A 22,018-nucleotide genomic window follows, 5' to 3' on the forward strand; every position below is an offset into this window, starting at 1 on the left:
GCTGAATATCTAGATTAAAAAGCATCGTAGTCGATGCTTTTCTTACAATATATTGAAGTGTAGATTTCCCCTTCGAGAATTGTCTAGCTTCAGCGCCTAGCCCCTCGAGTCGCTTGTCTAGTGTCGCCTTCTAGAAACTCCGAAACTTCAACTCCGCCGGCAGAAGCAAAAAGCGCTTCTTTGTCGGAGTCTCCAGTATCTGCGTTTCTGGACAGTCGGCTATACTTTTCGATTTCGGTCCGCCCAATGAAGTCAAAGAGCGACTTCACTGGTCGGCCCTCCAGCGCTTGTCGGGGCTGAACAAGGCGCTTGCGCTTTTCTTACTGACCTTCTGTTGGACCATTTCCGCCTGGGAAAATGAATGACTTGTCGTGAAGGGCCTGGTCTTGTTCAATTCGGTGATTTTCAGAATTAAGTTTTGGGTCACCGGTTCCTTTTTTTCTATCCATATAAACAGCAAGGGGAACCAATACAATTAACGGGGAAAACAGTGCTAACCAAAGCATGTTCTTTTCTCCTTTCGTTTATAACCAGTCAATATACAGATTCAAAATAAAAACCACAATCACAACAAGAGAAATTATATTGATCAATAAAGAAAAGCGGTCTTTTTCGGTTTTCTTGCCAACTTCTTCTCGGTATTTCTGTTGGATTTTCCTCTTTTGAAAATTTGATTTCATAAAGAACGACTCCTGGTGGTTTTCTTTATTTTAACATAAATATCCAAATGGCGGTTTGGTGGTTGTAAAATTCCAGACTGAAACATATTTGTTTTATAGAAGGAGTTGGTGAGAGTGAATTTTGAGATGCAAAAAGCCAACCTGCTGGCAGAAAATATTAAGGGGTTTGCGGATTTCGTCCAAAAATGTTATAAAAGTAAGTCTGGATTGATTCTCAATCATGATAAGTTGTTTCAAGTCAAGCTCTGGGTGGAGGAGTATAAATTTAATCAGCTCGCTCAGGAGCTATCAAGAATCAATATGTTTGAGTGGGATGAAAAATATACATTATTGCTTGTGGAGCGGTTTTGGAAAGGTCTTAGAATCATTGAAGATTATGTGGAGCATAATCAATCTGACTTATTTATTCTGACAGCGAGAATCCATACACTAAGAAGTTTGAGTGCACTTTTTTCAATAAAAAACTGATGTTTGCTTATAAATGAAGGCAACAAATGATGTTAAAATTGTAACAAAGTTTACGAGTAAACATTATTTCGTAATAATAAATACAGTTTTTACCCTTGTTGGTATGAAGTTTAAAATTAACCCAGTCATTAACTAGTGTGATAAGATTGTAAACCTGTTAGCCTAATATAGGGCCTGTTCAGTCTAATAAACCAAAACAGGAGGTTTACAATGAAAAAAATTCTTATGCTAGTTTCAATCCTTACATTAGTAATTGGTTCATATACAGTTTATGCAGAATCAACGAAAACGAACAAGCCGGCTGAGACTTTAACAGCCAAAAAAGTGGATGTTGATACGAAGGAGTCTTCGGTCACAGATAAACGCTTCATTAAGGAAGAAGAAGTAAAGCTTCTTGCCCGCCTGGTCCATGCGGAAGCAAAAGGTGAGCCATATGAAGGCAAGGTAGCCGTTGCCGAAGTCGTGCTGAACCGAGTGGAGCACGAACAATTTCCTGATACAGTAAAAGAAGTGATTTATCAAAGAAACGCATTCCAGCCGGTCCAGAATGGTGCGATTAATAAACCGGCAAGTGAAGAAGCAGTCAAAGCAGTTGAAGATGCCCTTGAGAATGAACATAAAATTGATTGTCTTTATTTCTATAATCCGGAGACAGCGACAAGTCAGTGGATTTTCACTCGAGATGTCGTTAAAACAATCGGAAAACATGCATTTGCCATCTAAAAGCGCGTACAGCATATAAAGCTGCGCGCTTTTTTGCGTTTAAAACAGCAAAAGCCACCATCCAGCACATCGCCACAGTATTATCATTTTTATTCCTTTCGAAATTATTATAAAATAAAGCTTACCAATTAGTGGAACGAGGGTGGTCAGGTGAAAAAGTATTCGGTTAGATTAACACTGGTATTTTCAGTGCTTTCATTGATATTGATGCTATTTGGTCTTGGATGGACAATTCAAAATCAATTTTTCAGCAAAGGAGCATCTGGAGCAATTGAAGAGAAAGAACCAGTAGAAGTAGATAAGGATAAAGACGGTAAGGTGGTTGTCGCACTCGGAGATTCGCTGACACGTGGAACCGGGGATGACTCAGGCAAAGGCTATATTGGCTATCTGGTTGATGAGCTTGAGGAGAAATCAAAAGAAAAAATCACAATACATAACTTTGGCGTTAAAGGTTACCGTTCGAATCAGCTGTTGGATCAGCTGAAGCAAGGAGAAATCCAGAGGAAGATCCAGAGTGCAGACTACATCCTGATTACGATTGGCGGCAATGACTTGTTCCAGAGTGGACAAACGTTCTTGCAAATGGATGAGCAGAAAATTGCTCAGGCCAAGGAAAGTTATCTGAAAAACCTTGAAGCCATTTTAAAAGAAGTGCGAACCATGAATGACTCGGCTGTTGTTTTTCATATTGGCCTGTATAATCCGTTCATTGATTTGAATGATTCCGAGCTGACAACAAAAATTGTCCGTGATTGGAATTATGATGCGAATCAATTGCTTGACCAGAATGAAAAGGCGGTTTATGTGCCGACGTTCGACTTATTTCAGCTTAGTGTCAACGATTATTTGTATACAGATAAATTCCACCCGAATGCCGAAGGATACAGGCTAATCGCGGAGCGGGTCGCTTCATTAATTACATGGTAAGGGGGGAGAACGATGAGTGAGATTACGCTCTCTGTAAAAGGGCTGAAAAAGACGATTGGCAAAAAAGAGATCATCAAAGGCATCGACTTTGATTTGAAAAGAGGCGAAGTGTTTGGCTTTCTTGGTCCAAACGGCGCTGGTAAAACAACGACCATCAGAATGCTGGTCGGTTTGATCAAACCGAGTGCAGGAACAATTGAAATCGGCGGCTACAATGTCAGGAAGAATTTTACGAAAGCAATGTCGCAAATGGGCTGTATTGTTGAAAATCCCGAGCTATATTCCTATCTGACGGGCTGGGAAAATCTCGAGCATTTTGCGAGGATGCTGCCGGAAGTCGACACGAAGCATATGAATTATGTGGTAGAGCTTGTGCGATTGGATGAACGGATTCATGATCGTGTCAGTACGTATTCGCTTGGGATGCGGCAGCGTCTTGGGATTGCCCAGGCCTTGCTGGGCAAACCAAAGGTCTTGATTCTGGATGAGCCCACGAACGGACTGGATCCAATGGGGATAAGAGAGATGCGGAATTTCATTCGTTATCTGGCTGAAGAAGAGGGGCTAACTGTGCTTGTATCAAGCCATCTTCTCAGCGAAATCCAGCTGATGTGTGACAGGGTCGCAATCATTTCAAAAGGATCAGTTATCAAAGTGGACTATGTTGAAAATTTGCTGGCACTTCAGGAAAAAGTCATCTGGCATGCCGAACCGCGTGATACTGCGAAAGAAATTCTGGGTGGAGTAACGACAGTATCGGATGGGCCAGATGGAGCTTTGGTTACTCCTTATTTTGAAAATGAAAGTGCTATTTGGAATCGGATGCTGGTAGAAAAGGGAGTCCAGGTGAATGAGATGAACAGGAAACTGCCTGCACTTGAGGACCTTTTCCTTGAACTGACTGGAGGTGAGACGATTGATTAATCTGGTCAGGAATGAAATGCTGAAGATTGTCCGCAAAAAAAGAATCCTTATCGTGGCTGGAATCATTGCTGTGCTTGTCGCGCTTTTTACCTACTCTCAATACAGAGAAATTGAAAGAAGGCTTGAGCGGTTTGGGGATGTTGATTGGCGAACGACATTGCAGCAGCAAATCATTGATACACAAAACAGGATTACGAGCAGCGGCATTTCAGATGAGTGGAAAAGCGAGCTTCAACTTCGCATCCAGCAACAACAATACTACCTTGATAACAATGTAAATCCGATGGAACCGGGAGCACCTAGTTTTGCCCGTGTGTTCGCGGAGCATTCAATCAATTTGTTTTTGCCATTGATGATCATGGTGGTGGCAGCTGATATTGTATCTTCAGAAAGGAGCGCCGGAACGGTAAAGTTACTGCTTACAAGACCGGTGAAGCGCTGGAAGATCTTGATGAGCAAATATCTCACCTTGATTTTATCTGTTTCAACAATTGTCGTGCTGTTTGGAGTGCTGTCGTATTTGATATCCGGCCTTATTTTTGGTTATCAAGGCTGGGCCGCTCCTGTTATAACCGGATTCAATGTCGTAGGGAATGAACTCAATACGAATGCCGTCCAGATGATTCCACAGTGGCAGTATCTATTGATGGAGTTCAGCCTTGTTTGGTTCGTGGCACTGATTGTCGGAACTATCACATTCATGCTTTCAGTTCTGATACGCAATACGCCAGCAGGAATGGGCGTCATGCTCGCCGCGCTGATTTCCGGAGCCATCCTCAGCAATATGGTCTCCTCCTGGGAATCAGCAAAATACCTGTTCATGATCAATTTGAATCTGACCGGCTACCTATCCGGCCAGGCGCCGCCGATCGAAGGTATGACGCTTGGATTTTCACTAGTGGTGTTGGCGGTATGGGGACTGGCAGCCTTGATTGTTTCGTTTGTTGTGTTTATTAGACAGGATATATATTAATTTGATAGAACCCTGGCCAGTTTTCGGTCAGGGTTTTGATGATTCTCTAGATTTTTTAGAATGTTAATAAATATTAGACAAACATATGAACGGTTGCAGCAGTTTTTTAAACGGTTATAAATGTTATATGAACGGTTGCACCAATTTTATCGACGGTTGGAAGAGTTTTATTAACGGTTGAAAGAAATTAGTGGGGATTTAATACTAATCAATCCGGATATAATGCCAGTTTGGCAAAATTTTAAGCCTGTTGTGAAGAATATTTGTTTATCACAGGAAGAGTACTAGTAAAAATCTGAAACTTTCATCACTTGAATACGTATTTAAAACCGAGGTGAAGCTAATGTTCAAAATCACGCCACAATGCTCGGTATGCAAGAAAGAAATTCAAGCGAATGAAGAGATATTCGTTAAAATGAGGTATCCGGAAACGAAGGGGATGACGGAGATCAAAGCCTTTATACAGTATCAGGGTAAAATAATTTGCGAAGAGTGTAACAAAAAATAGGAGGAACCTGAATGTTCACTGAAAAGTGGGCCGAAAGAAGAAGGAAAAAGAAGCAGGAAGGCAGCTATACATTTTGGGATTTCGTTTTTGATGTATTGTTCTGGGTTCCGGAATTGATTATTCTTCCGTTCCGGCTGGTGTTCTATTTGTTCAGGTTCCTCGCGAGGTCTATATTTGACGGTATCTAAAAAATCCTGCGATCCACTAATCGCAAGATTTTTTATGCTTATAGTTTCTTTACCCTGAATTTATTGTGCAGCATTGGCCAGTTTTGAGGAAAGGATGGTCCTAATGTCCAGAAACTGACACCGCGTAATCCATACTTTTTAACGGTATCGTACTTGGCCTGGACGCTCCTTGCGTCTTCGAACCAGACTTCGTGCTGTTGTCCGTCTGCGTCGGTGTAGCGGAAAAATGGGGATTGGTACGTTTCATTATATTGAATATTGACACCCTGTTGCGCGGCAAGCTCTACGGCTCCTTTTGGACTGACTGTTCGAGCATAAGTTCCTTGCACCCAAGGGATACGCCAGTCTCTTCCGTATAAAGGCACACCCATTAAGATTTTATCACGCGGAATGGCTGTTACAGCATAGTCCAACACTTTCCTGACTTCATTTAGTGGTGCGATTGCCCATGGCCTTCCTCCGGACCAGCCCCATTCATATGTCATGATGATTACAAAATCAACAATTTCCCCGTGCGCTTTGTAATCGTGCGCTTCATACAGGAGACCTTCCTGATCAGCTCTCTGCTTTGGAGCCAGTGCAGTCGAGACCGTATAGCCTTCAGGATGCAAGCGGGCAACGGTTTTTCTTAAAAAGTTGTTATAGTTTTCGCGGTCTTCGGGATAGACGTATTCAAAATCGATATTCAAGCCGGTATAGCCTTTTTCCTTCATTTTACCCAGAATGTTGTTCAGCAAAGTGTCCTGGACGGCTGGATTCCGCAGGATGGCGGCTGCCCGGTCTGAATTGAACGAGCCTTCTGCTTCATTCGTAATTGTCAACAATGGTGAGGTGTTGGTCATATTGGCCGCTTGAAGAACATTTGTATCCTGTAGATTCAGGAGTGATCCATCTTCACCAATCTTATAGGAAAAAGGAGCAAGATACGTGAAAAGGTGCCCGCGTGACAGAACATTTCTTCTGCCTGTATCATCCATTCTCGTTATATAGGAGTTCACTTCAGCTGCAGGCTTTTGAGGTGCTGGAATCCTCAGAACCCCACCAGAATAAATGACTGAAGGATTAGAAATATTGTTGGCCGCAGCTATTTCGTTCACAGTCACCCCATATTGCCTGGCAATCGCCCAAATAGTTTCGCCAGACTGGATGGAATGCATCAGATATGGCATCTGAAGCATTTGGCCAACAAAGATCAGCGAAGGGTCCGCGATATTGTTGTAGGCAGCGAGTTCCTGTACGGTGACCCCATAACGGGAGGCTATTGCCCACAAGCTGTCACCCTGCTGGACGACATACTCGCGGCTAATTTCCGGGATTACAAGTGACTGCCCAACCACTAATACATTGGGATTATCCATTTCATTCGCTAAAATAATCTGATTAATGTCAGTTTGGTAGCCTTGTGAAATGCCCCATAAAGTGTCTCCCGGCCTTACGACATGTATTTTCATATATAATCATCCTCCAAATTAAGGTCCCTTTTATAATGATATGCCGGCAAAAGATGTCCTATCTGCAAATGGTATATTTCTGAATATTTAGAATAAGTGTATAAATTTTAAAAATAACCGATATAATAGAGAGAAAAACTATAAAAATAAAAGGGGAAAATGTATGGTTACGTATGGCACTTTTTTACTTTTAGTAGAAGAGGCGGAGAAGTTGAACTGCAAGGTGATATATGATTCTAAGAAGAAAATCAATTTTAATCCTAACATGTCCATAACGATTCCATTATCGACCACGCTGGAAAATGTTTATGCCTTGGCACACGAAATTGGCCATTGTATTGATTTTATCAATGGCGAACTCGATTATGAAAAATGGCTGAATGATTGGTCTTATCGAATTACGGCTGAAATGAGCGCATGGGTCCATGCCTATAAAGTTCTGAAAAAGTTGAATGTGCCATTAGATGGATGGAAGGATCACGTTGATTCCAAACTCTCGACTTATTTTAAATATCATGAAGTGATTGCATAGACTGGCTTAGCCAGTTTTTTTATGAAAAAATAAATTAGGTATAGTTTACGAACGTTTGTTCGGGATATAATAGGTTTAAACACTCCCGAAAGGATGGTCAGCATGAAAATACGTGATCGAGGAAAGCTGAAATTTATGCCAGCTCACTTTATGCCGGAGCATCGAGCATTATTGAGAGAGCTAGCCAGGGATGAGTTGCGGCAGCCGAAGCCGTTGCTCGATGAGTATGAAATCCAGGAGATGGAGAATCAGATTTGCTACGCCATGGAATTTACATATCCAGTAAAAATTTCGAAGTGGGATGATGGATTTACATATGAAGAAAAAGGCCACGTTCATTTTCTCGATCCGATCAGGAAGGAAGTACGGATGGTAGCTGAGGATGGATGTGCGTTGTCAATTGCATTTGGGGATATAGTCGCTGTAGCAGTAATTGAATAAATAGGAAAATAATCCTTTTAAAAGAACATTCTGTAAACTATATTAAAGATAGGATATAAAAAATACTCCTACTAGGGGGGCTATTTAGCTATGAAGCAGAGTGTTTCTGATTTGAATTTTGAAGAGCTAAGGATGGAATTATCAGCAGAAGCCGGCAAAGGGTATCCCATGTTTATAGCAGGGGTAATTTTCTGGCTGGTGATGGGAGTGGGAGGACTTTTTGTACCACAACATATCATGGTCTGGGTTTATTTATTTGGCATAGGTCTTGTCTTGCCTCTTGGGATTTTGGTTTCAAAAGTTATTCATGTCAATTTTCTCGCCACACATAATCCTCTTTCAACCATTGGCGGGTTAGTCGGTGGAATCCAAATTTTCTTCGCACCGATTATCATTCTTGTTGCATACGAGCAGCCGGATTGGATTCCGTTCATTGTCGGTGTTTTAACGGGGGCTCATTTCCTACCCTATGTGGCTATTTACCAGAGCAAGGCATATTTGTTTCAAACGGTTGCTACTGTCTTGACTGTTTCTGTGATCGGTTTCGGCTGGATGGGTCATGCTTATTTACTAATACCAATTTCATTGATTATTGTGTATTCTATTACTTTGTTCTGGCTGATAAAGGAGGCAAAAGCTGTAAAGGGGAAATGGACTACTGCAGAAAAAAAGAATTCCATGACAATATAACTTTTTAAAATGGGGGAGCATGAATGAATATAGAAATTAGAAAGGTCACACAGGATAATATCCGTGCTTGTGCCAAACTTGAAGTTTCCGAGGATCAAAAGCCATTTGTTGCTAGAAATTTGGCAACCATTGCTTGGGCATATGTTGATCAAAAGTTTACACCGTACGCGATCTGTAAAGATGACACTGTTGTTGGATTGGCAGCTGTGGAGTATATATCTGATAACGAGGACTATGACCGTCACTGGGTGCCAAGGTTTATGATTGGTGAACAGTTCCAGGGATCTGGGTATGGAAAAATCGCCATGGAGAAAATCATTGAAATGATCACGACACAGCATCCCAATTGTCAAAGGGTTCGTCTTTCCGTTGTGCCTGAAAATGAAGGAGCGATCACATTTTATAAAAAGATTGGCTTTGTAGAAACCAATGAAAAAATAGAAGATGAGAATGTGATGGATTATTTTGTAAAATATGTACAATACGAAATAGAATAACATAGCCTAAGACTGTCCCAGTCCGAAAACCTGCACATAATTTTTATTAGGCCAAGCTATGCTATGTTCGAAGGATTGGAGGTGCCAGGATGAATGAAAAAGAATTAGTCGGCATCAAAGTTGTTGAATACATAAAAGACGGAATGGTGGTTGGTCTTGGAACAGGCTCAACCGCTTATTTTACAATCAAAAAACTGGGGGAGTTAGTGAGAAACGGTCTAAACATCACTGGGGTCCCGACATCGGAGCAAACCGCCGCTCTAGCTGTGGAGCAAGGGATCACTCTGGTGGATTTTAAAGATATAAAACAAATTGATGTAGCGATTGATGGTGCGGATGAGTTTGATGCTAATTTGAACTTGATAAAAGGTGGGGGAGGAGCACTGCTAAGGGAAAAAATCATTGCCAATGCAGCTTCTACCTTTATTGTCATTGCAGATTCATCAAAAGGAGCGGAAAAATTAGGAACCTTCCCGTTACCGGTTGAGATTGTAAAGTTCGGATCCGAAATGACGTCCAGGAAGATCGCCGAGCTTGGCTGTGAACCGAAATTAAGGCTAAATGGGAACCAGCCATTCATCACAGACAATGGTAATTATATTCTCGACTGCGATTTCAAAAAGATCGAGTCACCTCAGGAACTCGAAAAGCAGCTGAATATGATTCCGGGCGTGGTTGAAAATGGTTTGTTTGTGAATATGGCGGATAGGCTGATCACGATTGAAAATGGTGAGCTGGTAGAAAAAACAAATTGATTTGTAACAGGGCTTCTGGATGATAACGGGTTCGGTTCTAGAGTACAAAAGCTTAATGCGAATAAATTAGCAGTCCAATTCGAAAACTGAATTGGACTGATCTTTTTGTTAATATATCAAGGTTTTATATTCATTAAAGGCTATTCAGCACCCTAATTCGCACCTCTTACAGAAGTTATTGTCAGTCTGCGAATTTGTATGATAATTGAATAATATGCGTAAAATGATAGGCAGGTTTTTGGATACTTGTGTTAAAAAAAAATTGAAAAAAGTTTGAGATTCGAAAATCGCAAACTTTTTTATGATAATTTTTATTTAATTGATTGTACTTTTAAAGAGTATCCCATAACTTCACCGACATCTGTGATTGTTCCAACAACCGTTACTTCTTGTTCAGCACTAAATTCCATTACAGTATCTAAATGCTTTTCTTCTATATAACATTGAACATTTAAAATTGTATATTGCTCTGAAAGAGGGTCAAGTGAAAAGTAATTACCTGAACTATCTATATTCCCTAATTTACCTTTCACCTCAACATATTGGTCCTTGTAAGTTTTAGAAGCCTTTAATGCATTTTCATCTAGAGTCTTCATAAGTTCATCAACCGTCACTACAATGGGTTCTTTAACTTCTTCAGCAGTGTCTTCAGTATTAGTTGTGGTATCTTCCACATCTCCACCACCACCTAATGCATTGACTAAGGCAATTAATAAGATAATTGCACCAATAATTGATAATATTTTATGCCTCATAAACCAATTACGTTGGTCTTTTCCGCAATGAGGACATTTTTTTACACCTTTTGCAATTTCATTACCACATGCTTTACATTTAACTAAATTTGCCATAACACTTACCCTCCATTATATTATAATTCAATATTGTGCCTTGCTTATGTTTCCCAAAATGGGAATAAGTAATTGAAAAATATCCTAAAAATAAAAATTCCCATAGATGCTAATTCAAGTCCGAATAATTGTTAGCGCTGTTAATTCGCATTTTGTTCTTCAAAACCGAACCTGTTATTTTGAGGATTTATGGATAGGCGAGTTGTATCAGGTTATAGAAATACAAAGTAGACGATTTATTGAAGGAGCTATCTGAATTGAAGGAATACAAAATAAAGACTTACGAGGAAGCAATTCAGGTCATTGAAGAGGTAGGCTTACTCCCGCTAGCGCCTTTGGTACCAGATTTCCCGGCTTTGAATACTATTACTACTCCTGAGTCCTGGCATTCGGATACAGAATATGATCCATGGATTTGGAGGACAAGGTTTTCTGTTGATGGTGTCGCTGGTTATGGAAAGTTCATGAAGAAAAAGTCCATCCTGATTTCAAGTGATTTCCTGCCTTATTTTAAGGCGGTTATTGGCCATGATGAAACGGTTGAGGACCGCTATCAAAAAGGACATGTATCAAGGAAAGCGTTGAATCTTTACAGAATCATTAGCGAGGAAGGGGTCATCGATACAAGAGAATTAAGGACTCTGGCGGGATTAAGGGATAAAGAGCATAAAAAGGTGTTCGACAATGGCTTATTAGAGCTACAGGGAACGATGGATATTGTCATTTCGGGGATCAAGGAAAAAATAAACGCGGAAGGCGAAAAGAATGGCTGGAGCAGCACATCCTTTGAAACATACGATTCCTGGGCAAGCAGAAATAAAATTACATCTATCGCTGTGGATAAGGGAAGGGCGAGGGAGTACCTTGTGAATCATTTTCGCGGTTTTGCAACTGAAAAAGCCTTTCAAAAACTGGAGAAAATACTGGGGGAATGAGCATGGAAAACAGTGCATTGGTAATAATAGATGTTCAAAACGGAATGTTCCTGGAAGGGGAAGAAGTCTTCAATGGGAAAGTGCTGCTGCAAGGTATAAAGGGGCTGATTAAACAGGCACGTTTAGCCAATATACCAATCGTATATATCCAACACAATGAATCAGCTGGATACCCATTGGAAAACGGGACATATGGATGGGAAATCCATTCAGAAATTAGCCCGGAAGAGGGAGATATAATTATTCAAAAAACCACACCGGACTCCTTTTTAAAAACAAGCCTGGACCAGGAGTTGATAGAAAAGGGGATCGAACATCTCTATCTAGTTGGCATTCAAACGGAAGTTTGTGTAGATACGACATGCAGAAGCGCATTCAGTAAGGGATATAAAGTAACTTTAGTTTCCGATTTACATAGCACATGGGATGGCAATGAATTAACAGCACAGCAAATCATCAACCATCACAATGGAACATTGCGCTGGTTTGCAGATGTGCGGTCTAGCGATGAGATACGGTTCAGCGCGAAAGCTTAGGAATGAACACTATACCAACTTCTGAACTAGCTAAATCCAATGTAGCTTAGAGACTATTAATATCTCTAAGCTTATTATATGTGAAAAATCATAAAGGGAATTTCACCCCTTAAGCAGAATATATTCTCTGTAAAAGGGAGGGGCCGTTTTGGAAAAATCGAATCTTCATCCATTCACGTTTATTGCGCTTGTCGTTGTCACTACATTTCTCATGGGCTCTTCCTTTACTGTTGGGAAGATTGGTTTGAACTATGTCTCCCCTTTGTTATTAGTTGGTTTGCGGTTCACGATTGCTGGTCTGCTGATGGCAGTCCTTGTAAGGAAAAAACTGAAGCCGGAAAAACTGGCTGATTGGGCAAGGATTTTCACCATCGGTTTGGTGCAGACTGCAGGCGTCATGGGCTGTATCTTCCTCAGTTTACGGACAATCACCGCAGGCGAGTCCTCGATTTTAACATTTACTAATCCATTAATGGTGGTAATGATGGGGACCGTGTTCCTGGGAATTCGATACAAGCTTCTTCAATGGATTGGTGCGATTGTTGGTTTTGTCGGTGTGTTCATTACATTGGGTTTCCACCTGCAGCTGACAGTTGGTACACTTTTCGGTCTGGGAGCTGCTGTTTTTTGGTCAATAGGGACCATTCTGATCAAACAATGGGGCAACCGCTTCAATGTCTGGGTGTTGACAGCATATCAAATGCTTTTTGGAGGCAGTGTTCTTTTGTTGATGGGTCTTACGCTGGAAACACCGAAGCTGACGATAACCCCGGTTTCAATAACGGTTATTTTATGGTTGGCAATCATGGCCTCGATCGTTCAGTTTGCGATTTGGTTCTATCTCATCAATCAAGGCGATCCAGGCAAGACAAGTGCCTTCCTGTTCCTTGCACCTTTCTTCGGGTTGCTTACCGGCTGGGTGCTGCTTGATGAGGTCGTCGAATGGTACGTCTACGCAGGTGGGGCGTTGATTTTTACAGGAATCTTTCTGGTGAATTGGACTTTTGAAAAGAGGGCAGTGAATCGGAAGGTTGATATTGCCGAAATTGCAAAGTCTTTTAATGAGTAGGATTTTTCATCATATTGTTGTTTTTTCGGGAAGAGTTTACGTGTCTGACTACGAAAAGTAACTTTTTGGCTCTTTTATTAATAGCTCTTATACCATTATCCCTAATATTGTTGAGGTTAAGAAAAAATAAACGGACTGAAGAAGCTGGCTAAAATCGTTCCCGGCATATACTGAAGATAGAATAAAAAATTTTTATTGAAGGCCGTATCTTTTCTCCTCCCTAGATCCGTTTAAGGGGCAGAGAGGTTCGAAGGAGTGAACAGGATGTCGATCGATAAACTCAGGAGTTTGAATAGAGCAGAGGATTCCGGGATCATGATCCACTATAAAAGTCTGCAGCAATATTGCCGCTTCCTTACTAAAAATAACTGGGACGGTGATGACCTGGTCCAGGAAGTAACAGTGAAGGCAATCCGCCATTATGAGCCGTCACAAATCAGCTCGCCTTTACTTAAAAAAATTGCTTATCACCAATGGGTGGATACGATTAGGAAGCAAGGTAGAGAGATTACGGGTATTCCGGAAAATCTTGCTTCATTTAATCAGGGGAGCGTAAGGGATACAGTTGAGATGGTTATGACCAAATTGACGCCGAAGCAGGCAGTGATTTTTATCCTGAAGGAAGCGTTTCGCTTTCAATCGCGCGAGATCGCCGAGCACTTGGACTCCACGGAAATGGCCGTTAAAGCAGCACTCCATCGTGCCAGGAAAAGGCTTGATAGGGAAGGGAATCTGCGTAAAGTGGACCAGGAACTGAACGAGGAAGAAGAAAAGCTGCTGTCAGACTTGCTTTGTGAATCGCTTCAGTCTGAGGATCCGACTGTGCTGCTAGAAAATATCCAGGAAATCCCGGCACTTGCTCCATGTTCACCGGAAATGTCTCTGTACACCCGTTCACCTCTCTCTAGTTTCAAAATGGCTGCGTAAGCAGGAAAGGGAGGAACATGATGAGTACGATTCCTTATGTCATCGAACAATCCAACCGGGGAGAGCGTTCATACGACATATATTCCCGGCTGTTAAAAGACCGAATCATCATGCTTGGAGATGAAATCAATGACCAGGTGGCAAACAGCGTTATTGCTCAGCTTCTATTTCTTGAAGCAGATAATCCTGAAAAGGATATCTCCATCTATATTAATAGTCCTGGAGGTTCAACCACAGCAGGCTTCGCAATTATTGATCGAAAAAACTTAGGGGCGCAAAACTCCATCTAGAATCTACAATTTAGGTGGAGATAGCCCCTCTTTTTACGCTTCCGGTTGGCTTTGTTCTTCTATATACTGCTTTATTATTTCAACTGTAGTCCCTTCGGTGCTGATAATACAGTAGCTACGATTCCAGAAATAGGGTTTCCAATAGTATGGTTTTAAATGTTCTTCGAACTCTTTTCGAATATAACGGGAGCTGACAGTTTTAAAGTTATTTTTCGCTTTAGAGAGCTCTATCTGCGGGTGAGCCTCGAACAAGATATGAACATGATCCGACTCTCCGTTTATTTCAATGACCTCGCAACCCCACTTTTCGAACAGATTGTGAGCAATCTCTTTAAGGCGGATTAATATGTCTTTGTTAATGCACTTTTTTCGATATTTAGTCACTACAACTAAATGATATTGAAGTTTATAAACCGCATGTCTATTCCTTTTAAATTCCACTGTTTAATCATGCCTTTTTGTTTTACAACTAATATCGTATATACTATACTTTATCATAGAACGTATGTTTTGGTAAGGGGGGTTATTCGTGAAGATTGCTAAAACTTTAAGGTGCAAGGTTACAAATCATTCTAGCATCTTTGATGCTTCGGTTGCTGTGTATAACGAGGCTTTATCTTTTGTAATTGACGTTATTGAAAAAGAATATGACCATCTCAGTCACTTATCCACGAAGTTTGTTGTGCCTTCAGTTGAAAAGCTAATACATATCACGAAAACTAACCCTTCTCCAAAGTACAAGGAGTTTAATCAACACTTTTACAAGTTCCCTTCTTATTTCAGAAGAGGAGCCATTAATGCTGCTTTCGGTAAAGTGAAAAGCTATCGCTCCAATTATCAAAACTGGTTAAATGAGAAGGAGGTCGCTATTGCCGAAGGTAAGAAGTTCAAAAAGAATCCTCCGAGGTTGCAACTCGAACACAAGGAGTTTCCTGTTTTCTATAAAAGCAATATGTTCGAGCGTACATCGGCAACGTCTGCCCAAATCAAAGTCTTCCATAACTACGATTGGGTGTGGATGGATATCGAGTTCAAAGAACAAGACCTATATAAACGTGATGTTTGGGATTGGAAAGACCATAATCCTAAGCTTGTTAAAGTCGGAAAGAAATACTTCCTTAATTTCACTTACACTCACAAAGTTAAACTTAGTGAGACTAAAATAAAAGATCAGAAAGTGTGCGCTGTAGACCTAGGGATCACCAACTCTGCAGTTTGTTCTGTCATGGATGCGAAAGGAACTGTCTTGGCACGTAAATTTATCAATCAGCCAAAAGAAAAAGACCGATTGTATCGCATGACGAACAAACTACGCAAAGTGCAGCGAGTATCCGGCTGGGTGTCTGCGCCTAACTATTGGCGACAAATTAATGGTCTACAGAAACACATCGTTCATATTACCTCACATGAGATTGTGAAATTCGCAAAAGAACATAACTGTGATGTTGTTGTCTTTGAGTACCTCGATAAAATGAAGGTGCCAAAGGGTTTTTGGGGCGCAAAGAAACTTCGTTTCAAATTGCGCTATTGGCGTAAAACGGCCATCCAAAACAAAGTAACAGAAATGGCCCACTATGCTGGAATGCGAATTTCAAGAATCAATGCTCGTAACACAAGCGCCTTAGCTTATGATGGTTCAGACGAAGTAGAGCGTAACTACAAAAAAGACCTTGCCATATTTACAACGGGCAAGGTGTATCACGCTGACCTTTCGGCCAGTTACAATATAGCTGCTCGATATTTCATTCGAGCTTACCAAAAATCCATGTCTGAAAAGTCGTGGTTGTCCTTGCAGGCAAAAGTCCCTGTGTTGGCAAAAAGAGCATATCAAACCTTGTCTTCATTAATTAGTCTTACCCAGGCACTGGAGGCACCGAAGGTGGCTTAATAGCTTGGTTTGTACTGTATTTAAGATAAGGGAAGCACCATCTATAATCTCTGATTTAGGTGGTGAGGTTCACACGATGGAATACATCAAGCCCGATATCAGCACAATCTGCATCGGAATGGCTGCATCGTTCGGAGCCATGCTGCTGCTTGCCGGTACAAAAGGGAAACGACTTGCACTCCCAAATAGTGAAATCATGATTCATCAGCCGCTGGGCGGTGCAAGGGGCCAGGCGACAGAGATCGAGATTTCCGCCAAAAGAATTCTTAAGCTGCGCGATCATCTGAATCAGATTATATCCGAGAGAACCGGCCAGCCAGTGGAAAAAATCGCCAAGGATACAGTCGGATTATTTTATGAGTGCACAGGAAGCATTGGAGTATGGGATTATTGATAAGATTATTACACGGACATAGTGGAGAGCTGCCCTGGGCAGCTCTTTTTTATGGGAAAATTAAACAGAATTTGTTAAAAGCTAAAGGATTTCCCCACCCAAAAATCGAATGTAATTTTAAAGGTTTTTAAAAAATGTGCCATGTGACAACCTAATTTCATGTTTTTGTGAATAAAGTTTATATAGGTACCACTCCTATCGGTAACTGGAGAGCATAAGAATGCTCCTCTCTTACAAATAATCCGAATAATGAAGTAAAGGAGGGAATCATGTGCAGAACACCCCTGAAGTGAACACCGGAAAACAGCCAGAAATACCATCATCAACCATAAATATGATAAAGTTTTTCATATTTAGTGCGATTGGCATTTTCATGTTTTTTGTTCCAATCACTGTTGGAGAAAAATCATCAATCCCGCTCGATCACTTAGTTACCTGGTTTATTACCACTTTTTCTGCAGCCGTTCCGTATTATGCATTCATTGTTATTTTATTGGGAGCCATTTATCCTTTTTACAGAAAAACGTGGAACAAGAATCCGGCGACTATCGTTTTTTCTTTGCTAAAAGTACTAGGAGTAGTAGTAGCGTTGATGCTGCTGACGAAGGTTGGTCCTGCATGGCTCTTTGAACCAAGCATGGGGCCATTTCTGTATGAAAAGCTTGTCATACCAGTTGGTGTCCTAGTGCCAATTGGATCTGTATTTTTGGCGTTGCTGGTTGGCTATGGCCTGCTTGAATTTCTTGGCGTATTATTGCAGCCAATCATGAGGCCTGTCTGGAAGACACCAGGACGGGCTGCGATTGACGCTGTTGCTTCCTTTGTAGGAAGCTATTCAATTGGCCTTCTGATCACCAACCGCGTCTTCAAGGAAGGCAAGTATACTATAAAAGAAGCCACTATTATCGCAACGGGCTTCTCTACAGTTTCAGCGACGTTTATGATTGTAGTCGCGAAAACATTAGGGTTAATGAAAGTATGGAATACGTATTTCTGGACTACGCTTTTCGTTACATTTATTGTAACCGCTATCACGGTCAGGCTGCGCCCTTTACGAACGGTTAGTGATGAATATTATGAGGGCAAAGGTGTACCTGAGGAACCAGTGACGGAAAATCGCTTGAAAACGGCTTGGGCTGGAGCTATGAGCATCGAACAAAGCACCTTCTCTTGGCAAAAACATACTGGATAACTTGCGAGACGGATTTATCATGACGATGGGAATTTTGCCTTCGATTCTGTCTGTAGGATTGTTGGGGCTTGTTTTAGCAGAATTCACCCCAGTGTTTGATCTTATTGGCTACATTTTCTATCCATTCACATTGATTCTCCAGATTCCAGAGCCAATGCTGGCAGCTAAGGCATCCGCTATTGAAATTGCCGAAATGTTCCTGCCTGCTTTGCTTGTAACAGAAGCCCCAATGATCACAAAGTTTGTCATCGGCGTTGTTTCTGTTTCAGCTATTATCTTTTTCTCCGCGTTGATTCCAAGCATTATGTCGACAGAAATACCAATCAGCCTGAGGAAATTGGTAGTCATCTGGATACAGAGGACCATCCTGACTCTCATCATAGTAGCACCGATTGCACATCTTTTATTTTAATATGGAAGTTATTTAGTGGGCTGCTTTGCAGCTCATTTTTTATTTTTTTCTAGAACTGAAAACTCGATACTGTTATAATCGATTTTATATTTTAAAAATTTAGAATCATAAACCTCTAAGTAGACAACATTTAGAAAATCAACTGTAAAGGGGAATGTCCATGAATCTCTACGGATCAGAAAAGATTAGAAAAATGACATCCAGTATTTTTCAGGAAGTGGTTGACCGTAAGCAGGCTGCCTTGATGAACGGGAAAGATGTGATCGACCTGAGTATAGGAAGTCCGGATTTTGCGCCGCCTTCTTTTGTAATGGAGGAGCTTGCAAAATATTCGATGGATCCAGGGAAATATGGATACACGCTAAAGGGAATTAGTGAATTTAATGAGGCGGTAAAATATTTTTACCAACAGCGATATTCGGTGGAACTAAAAGCTGATAGTGAAGTCCTGCAGCTAATGGGCTCTCAGGATGGTCTTGCACATCTTGCAACTGCGATCATTGATCCTGGTGATTATGTACTTGTTCCAGATCCGGGTTACCCAATCTATGAAGCTAGCGTAACCATTGCGGGCGGTTCTATTTATCCTATGCCTTTATTGGAGGAGAATAACTTCCTGCCGCAGCTTAATGAGATTCCTTTTGAAGTTTTACAAAAAACGAAAATGATGATCTTGAGCTATCCCGGAAATCCTGTCACTGCACTGGCGGACCGTCCCTTTTTTGAACAGGTAGTAGAATTCGCAAAAGTACATAATATCCTGGTCGTACATGACTTCGCTTATTCTGAATTGATTTATGACGGGAACCCGCAAATTAGTTTCTTGTCCGTACCGGGTGCCAAGGAAGTAGGGGTAGAGTTCAATTCTCTCTCTAAAACTTTCAATATGGCAGGCTGCCGCATTGGGTATGTCGCTGGGAATTCGCAGGTTATCAATATACTTGCATCCTTCAAATCACATATCGATTACGGAATTTTTTACCCGATCCAAAAAGCTGCGATTGCGGCACTTACTTCTGATTATTCTTTCCTGAAGGATCAGCTAAAGGAGTATGAAGCGCGGCGAGATGCTTTGGTATCTGGGTTCCGGAACAGCGGATGGGATGTGGCCAATTCTCCGGCAACGATGTTTGTGTGGGCTAAGATTCCTGCCGGCTGGAAATCCCGTGATTTTGCCTTCAAATTAATTGATGAGGAAGGGATTACTGTCGTTCCTGGTGACGCTTTTGGCAAACAAGGTGAAGGTTATGTCAGGATTGCAATGGTTCAGCCTCCAGAAAGACTGGTTGAGGCATCCCAAAGGGTAAATAAATTTCTGTCAGGCTTTCCGGTAGGGATTTAAAATATATTTCGAGAAACGAATTGACTTTTAAATGAATTTAGAATATTATCACTTTAGTAAACTAAAATTTAATACATGTCTTCTTATCAAGAGAGGTGGAGGGAAAGGCCCTGCGAAACCTCGGCAACAGGTTCTGAACGAATACTGTGCCAATTCCTGCGGACAAATTTGTCTGAAAGATGAGGAGAGAGTAATCTACGGCTCTCTTCTTAAAGAAGGGAGCTTTTTGTATTTAGGAGACTTATTTTTGAGTCTCTAATATTTTTCTTGTAAAACCAACTTATCAGGTTGGTTAAGTTGAGATTAAATGAGATGAGGAGAGAGTGAGATGAGATATGGATTTTGGCTGCCGATATTTGGCGGATGGCTTAGGAATGTAGAGGATGAAAATATGCCGCCTACCTTCGATTATGCGAAGCAGGTGATCCAATCAGCAGAACAATGGGGCTACTCTACCACTTTGATAGCAGAGTTATATCTAAATGATATCAAAGGTCCTGAGCACGATTCCCTTGAAGCATGGACTACGGCTGCTGCTCTGGCTTCTGTGACTGAAAAAATAGAAATTATGGCTGCAGTTAGACCTGGTTTCCATAATCCTGCAGTTACAGCAAAGATGGCGGCAAATATTGACCAAATCAGCAACGGTCGATTTACTCTCAATGTGGTTTCAGCATGGTGGGAGGAAGAGGCACGCCAATACGGCGGGATTTTTACCGAGCATGATGAGAGATATGAACGGACCACAGAGTTCATTGATGTGCTAAAGGGACTATGGAGTGAAGACAGCTTCTCTTATGAAGGCAAGTTTTATGAGTTGAAAAACACGAAGCTGTTCCCGAAACCAGTACAGCGACCGAATCCGATTTTATACGCCGGCGGTGAGAGTGCAAAGGGAAAGCAGACGATTGTTGAAAAATGCGATGCCTATGTCATGCATGGTGGAACAGTCGAAGAAATTGAACAGAAAATAACAGATATGAAGGCGCGCAGGGCTGCTACATCAAATCCTGAACTGTCGGAGTTCGGAATGGCGGCTTATGTCGTTTGCCGTGACACTGAGGAAGAGGCATTTGCAGAATTGGAACGCATCACGGATGTTAAAGAATCCAGTGCCTATGCAGGATTTAAAGATTTTACGAGTAAATCCCAGCTTGAGCAGCAAATCCAGCTGCAGGATTATTCAGTATCCAACAGAGGCTTGCGGCCGAATTTGGTTGGCACTCCGGAGCAAATTGCCGAGCGAATTTTACAGTATGAAGAAGCTGGATTAGGATTGCTATTACTGCAATTCTCTCCTCAGCTCGAGGAAATGGAACGCTTTGCTAGTCATGTTATGCCGCTTGTTGAGGCAAAAAGGAAGCAAGCGATTGTTTGATTTACATTTGATTAAGGAGATGAAAAAATAATGAGCAAAGTATATATCATTCATGAAAATAACGAATGGACGGTCCATTTGACAAAGCGGCTTGATGAGCTGGGAGTTCCATATGAAGAATGGCATCTAGACGAGGGCTTACTTGATTTATCAAAGGAACCGCCAGAGGGGATTTTTTATAGCAGGATGAGTGCATCCTCTCACACAAGAGGCCATCGATTCGCTCCGGAGTATACTGCCCAGGTTTTAGCCTGGCTGGAGGCTCACGGCCGCAAAGTATTCAACGGATCCCGTGCGCTTGAACTGGAGGTAAGCAAGGTTAAGCAATATCTTGAGTTGACCAAGCATGGAGTAAGGACTCCGAGGACAATTGCGACTGTCGGGAAAGGACAGCTATTGGATGCTGCGAAGGAATTTGACGGGAGGGCATTTATAACGAAGCACAATCGGGCTGGAAAAGGTCTTGGCGTTCAGCTATTTCAATCGATTGAAGCACTGAAGGCATATGTTGATGGACCTTCTTTTGAAGAACCCGTCGATGGTGTGACGCTTATTCAGGAATATATTCAGTCCCCGGAGAGCTATATAACAAGATGCGAGTTTGTCGGCGGTGAGTTTGTTTATGCGGTGAGAGTGGATACATCTGAAGGATTTGAACTGTGTCCGGCTGATGCCTGCCAGATTGGAGACCTTTTCTGCCCTGTAGGAGAAGAAGTTGAAGAGAAGCCAAAATTCCAGGTAATCGAAGGATTTAAGGATCCAATCATTGATCAATATAAGAGAGTACTTGAAGCAAATAATATTCATGTTGCTGGAATTGAATTCATCAAAAATGAGTCAGGTGAAATCTTCACTTACGATATCAATACAAATACGAATTATAATTCAGATGCTGAAGCAAAAGCAGGTAAGTTCGGAATGCTGCAGCTGGCAAAGTTTTTAGGAGAAGAGTTGGCTGCAGAGTATGGTACAGTAACAAGATAATTTAAAAATTGGATAAAATTTGAAACTTTTCAGAGATTCCTCCGTATTAAAAAGTAAGGG

General features: G+C 41.4%; 25 protein-coding genes, 3 pseudogenes and 1 riboswitch. Of the genes and pseudogenes, 22 read left to right on the plus strand and 6 right to left on the minus strand.

The features are described 5' to 3' along the window. Window positions 1-89: 89 nt before the first annotated feature. Genes J7E32_RS20650 through J7E32_RS20660 form a run of 3 tightly spaced genes read right to left on the minus strand, consistent with a single transcriptional unit; the run spans window position 90 to window position 680 of the window. Entirely contained in the window at window positions 90-269 is a 180-nt protein-coding gene (locus J7E32_RS20650; protein ID WP_214911304.1) for a hypothetical protein, read from the minus strand. Between the two features lie 51 nt (window positions 270-320). After that, on the minus strand, window positions 321-506 hold the full coding sequence (locus J7E32_RS20655; RefSeq protein ID WP_214911306.1) for a hypothetical protein: 186 nt from the start codon (window positions 504-506) through the stop codon (window positions 321-323). An 18-nt stretch (window positions 507-524) separates the two neighbouring features. Then, on the minus strand, window positions 525-680 hold the full coding sequence (locus tag J7E32_RS20660; protein ID WP_214911308.1) for a hypothetical protein: 156 nt from the start codon (window positions 678-680) through the stop codon (window positions 525-527). A gap of 114 nt (window positions 681-794) precedes the next feature. On the opposite strand from J7E32_RS20660, the gene J7E32_RS20665 reads away from it, so the two are divergent. From J7E32_RS20665 to J7E32_RS20690, 6 genes are all read left to right on the plus strand, one after another. Next, window positions 795-1,148 (plus strand): hypothetical protein, encoded by a 354-nt coding sequence (locus tag J7E32_RS20665; protein ID WP_214911310.1) that lies wholly within the window; start codon window positions 795-797, stop codon window positions 1,146-1,148. A gap of 210 nt (window positions 1,149-1,358) precedes the next feature. Then, window positions 1,359-1,871 carry a cell wall hydrolase gene (locus J7E32_RS20670; protein ID WP_214911312.1) on the plus strand — a complete coding sequence of 171 codons (513 nt, stop codon included), beginning with the start codon at window positions 1,359-1,361 and terminating at the stop codon, window positions 1,869-1,871. Window positions 1,872-2,021: 150 nt separating this feature from the next. Continuing rightward, window positions 2,022-2,801 (plus strand): SGNH/GDSL hydrolase family protein, encoded by a 780-nt coding sequence (locus J7E32_RS20675; RefSeq protein WP_353654087.1) that lies wholly within the window; start codon window positions 2,022-2,024, stop codon window positions 2,799-2,801. 12 nt (window positions 2,802-2,813) lie between these two features. Next, window positions 2,814-3,725, plus strand: coding sequence for an ABC transporter ATP-binding protein (locus J7E32_RS20680; protein ID WP_214911314.1), 912 nt, complete (start codon window positions 2,814-2,816; stop codon window positions 3,723-3,725). Next, window positions 3,718-4,698 (plus strand): ABC transporter permease subunit, encoded by a 981-nt coding sequence (locus tag J7E32_RS20685; RefSeq protein WP_214911315.1) that lies wholly within the window; start codon window positions 3,718-3,720, stop codon window positions 4,696-4,698. The genes J7E32_RS20680 and J7E32_RS20685 overlap by 8 nt, the downstream gene beginning before the upstream one ends. Window positions 4,699-5,217: 519 nt before the next feature. Further along, window positions 5,218-5,394, plus strand: a complete 177-nt coding sequence (locus J7E32_RS20690; protein ID WP_214911317.1) for a hypothetical protein — start codon at window positions 5,218-5,220, stop codon at window positions 5,392-5,394. Between the two features lie 38 nt (window positions 5,395-5,432). Here the strand turns inward: J7E32_RS20690 and J7E32_RS20695 are convergent, their stop codons facing one another. Beyond that, a complete protein-coding gene (locus J7E32_RS20695; RefSeq protein WP_214911319.1) occupies window positions 5,433-6,845 on the minus strand; it encodes a LysM peptidoglycan-binding domain-containing protein in 1,413 nt (470 codons plus the stop codon). Window positions 6,846-7,008: 163 nt separating this feature from the next. Between J7E32_RS20695 and J7E32_RS20700 the strand changes: the two genes are divergently transcribed. From J7E32_RS20700 to rpiA, 5 genes are all read left to right on the plus strand, one after another. Beyond that, complete coding sequence (locus J7E32_RS20700; RefSeq protein WP_214911321.1) at window positions 7,009-7,377, plus strand: hypothetical protein; 369 nt, start codon at window positions 7,009-7,011, stop codon at window positions 7,375-7,377. A gap of 102 nt (window positions 7,378-7,479) precedes the next feature. After that, on the plus strand, window positions 7,480-7,818 hold the full coding sequence (locus J7E32_RS20705) for a YolD-like family protein (RefSeq protein WP_214911323.1): 339 nt from the start codon (window positions 7,480-7,482) through the stop codon (window positions 7,816-7,818). A 90-nt stretch (window positions 7,819-7,908) separates the two neighbouring features. After that, window positions 7,909-8,508 carry a DUF7010 family protein gene (locus J7E32_RS20710; protein WP_214911325.1) on the plus strand — a complete coding sequence of 200 codons (600 nt, stop codon included), beginning with the start codon at window positions 7,909-7,911 and terminating at the stop codon, window positions 8,506-8,508. Window positions 8,509-8,531: 23 nt separating this feature from the next. Then, complete coding sequence (locus J7E32_RS20715) at window positions 8,532-9,005, plus strand: GNAT family N-acetyltransferase (protein WP_214911327.1); 474 nt, start codon at window positions 8,532-8,534, stop codon at window positions 9,003-9,005. Window positions 9,006-9,094: 89 nt separating this feature from the next. Continuing rightward, window positions 9,095-9,760 (plus strand): ribose-5-phosphate isomerase RpiA, encoded by a 666-nt coding sequence (rpiA, locus tag J7E32_RS20720; RefSeq protein WP_214911329.1) that lies wholly within the window; start codon window positions 9,095-9,097, stop codon window positions 9,758-9,760. A gap of 311 nt (window positions 9,761-10,071) precedes the next feature. Here rpiA and J7E32_RS20725 read toward each other — a convergent pair whose 3' ends face one another. Then, the gene (locus J7E32_RS20725; protein WP_214911331.1) at window positions 10,072-10,611 is read right to left on the minus strand and encodes an OB-fold protein; all 540 of its coding nucleotides are present in this window, start codon (window positions 10,609-10,611) and stop codon (window positions 10,072-10,074) included. Window positions 10,612-10,868: 257 nt separating this feature from the next. Between J7E32_RS20725 and J7E32_RS20730 the strand changes: the two genes are divergently transcribed. From J7E32_RS20730 to J7E32_RS20750, 5 genes and pseudogenes are all read left to right on the plus strand, one after another. After that, window positions 10,869-11,546, plus strand: a complete 678-nt coding sequence (locus J7E32_RS20730) for an AlkZ-related protein (RefSeq protein WP_214911333.1) — start codon at window positions 10,869-10,871, stop codon at window positions 11,544-11,546. A 2-nt stretch (window positions 11,547-11,548) separates the two neighbouring features. After that, entirely contained in the window at window positions 11,549-12,082 is a 534-nt protein-coding gene (locus J7E32_RS20735; protein WP_214911335.1) for a cysteine hydrolase family protein, read from the plus strand. A gap of 148 nt (window positions 12,083-12,230) precedes the next feature. Beyond that, window positions 12,231-13,151 (plus strand): DMT family transporter, encoded by a 921-nt coding sequence (locus J7E32_RS20740; protein ID WP_286183658.1) that lies wholly within the window; start codon window positions 12,231-12,233, stop codon window positions 13,149-13,151. Window positions 13,152-13,415: 264 nt separating this feature from the next. After that, window positions 13,416-14,078 (plus strand): sigma-70 family RNA polymerase sigma factor, encoded by a 663-nt coding sequence (locus J7E32_RS20745; protein WP_214911337.1) that lies wholly within the window; start codon window positions 13,416-13,418, stop codon window positions 14,076-14,078. Window positions 14,079-14,098: 20 nt separating this feature from the next. Beyond that, window positions 14,099-14,335, plus strand: a pseudogene (locus J7E32_RS20750) (ATP-dependent Clp protease proteolytic subunit); the annotation flags it as partial. Between the two features lie 66 nt (window positions 14,336-14,401). On the opposite strand, the gene tnpA reads toward J7E32_RS20750, so the two are convergent. After that, the gene (gene tnpA, locus J7E32_RS20755) at window positions 14,402-14,809 is read right to left on the minus strand and encodes an IS200/IS605 family transposase (protein WP_214911339.1); all 408 of its coding nucleotides are present in this window, start codon (window positions 14,807-14,809) and stop codon (window positions 14,402-14,404) included. An 88-nt stretch (window positions 14,810-14,897) separates the two neighbouring features. On the opposite strand from tnpA, the gene J7E32_RS20760 reads away from it, so the two are divergent. From J7E32_RS20760 to J7E32_RS20785, 6 genes and pseudogenes are all read left to right on the plus strand, one after another. Next, the gene (locus tag J7E32_RS20760) at window positions 14,898-16,256 is read left to right on the plus strand and encodes a transposase (RefSeq protein WP_214911341.1); all 1,359 of its coding nucleotides are present in this window, start codon (window positions 14,898-14,900) and stop codon (window positions 16,254-16,256) included. 73 nt (window positions 16,257-16,329) lie between these two features. Then, window positions 16,330-16,672, plus strand: a pseudogene (locus tag J7E32_RS20765) (ATP-dependent Clp protease proteolytic subunit); the annotation flags it as partial. Window positions 16,673-16,984: 312 nt separating this feature from the next. Beyond that, window positions 16,985-18,254 (plus strand): annotated as a pseudogene (locus J7E32_RS20770) (YjiH family protein). Between the two features lie 160 nt (window positions 18,255-18,414). Continuing rightward, window positions 18,415-19,596, plus strand: a complete 1,182-nt coding sequence (locus J7E32_RS20775; RefSeq protein ID WP_214911343.1) for an LL-diaminopimelate aminotransferase — start codon at window positions 18,415-18,417, stop codon at window positions 19,594-19,596. A gap of 80 nt (window positions 19,597-19,676) precedes the next feature. Continuing rightward, window positions 19,677-19,782, plus strand: a riboswitch (SAM riboswitch). A gap of 142 nt (window positions 19,783-19,924) precedes the next feature. After that, on the plus strand, window positions 19,925-20,974 hold the full coding sequence (locus J7E32_RS20780; RefSeq protein ID WP_214911345.1) for an LLM class flavin-dependent oxidoreductase: 1,050 nt from the start codon (window positions 19,925-19,927) through the stop codon (window positions 20,972-20,974). Window positions 20,975-21,004: 30 nt separating this feature from the next. Further along, window positions 21,005-21,958, plus strand: coding sequence for an ATP-grasp domain-containing protein (locus J7E32_RS20785; RefSeq protein WP_214911347.1), 954 nt, complete (start codon window positions 21,005-21,007; stop codon window positions 21,956-21,958). Window positions 21,959-22,018 lie beyond the last annotated feature (60 nt).

The sequence above is a fragment of the Bacillus sp. ISL-55 genome, assembly GCF_018613155.1.
Lineage (GTDB): Bacteria > Bacillota > Bacilli > Bacillales > Cytobacillaceae > Mesobacillus.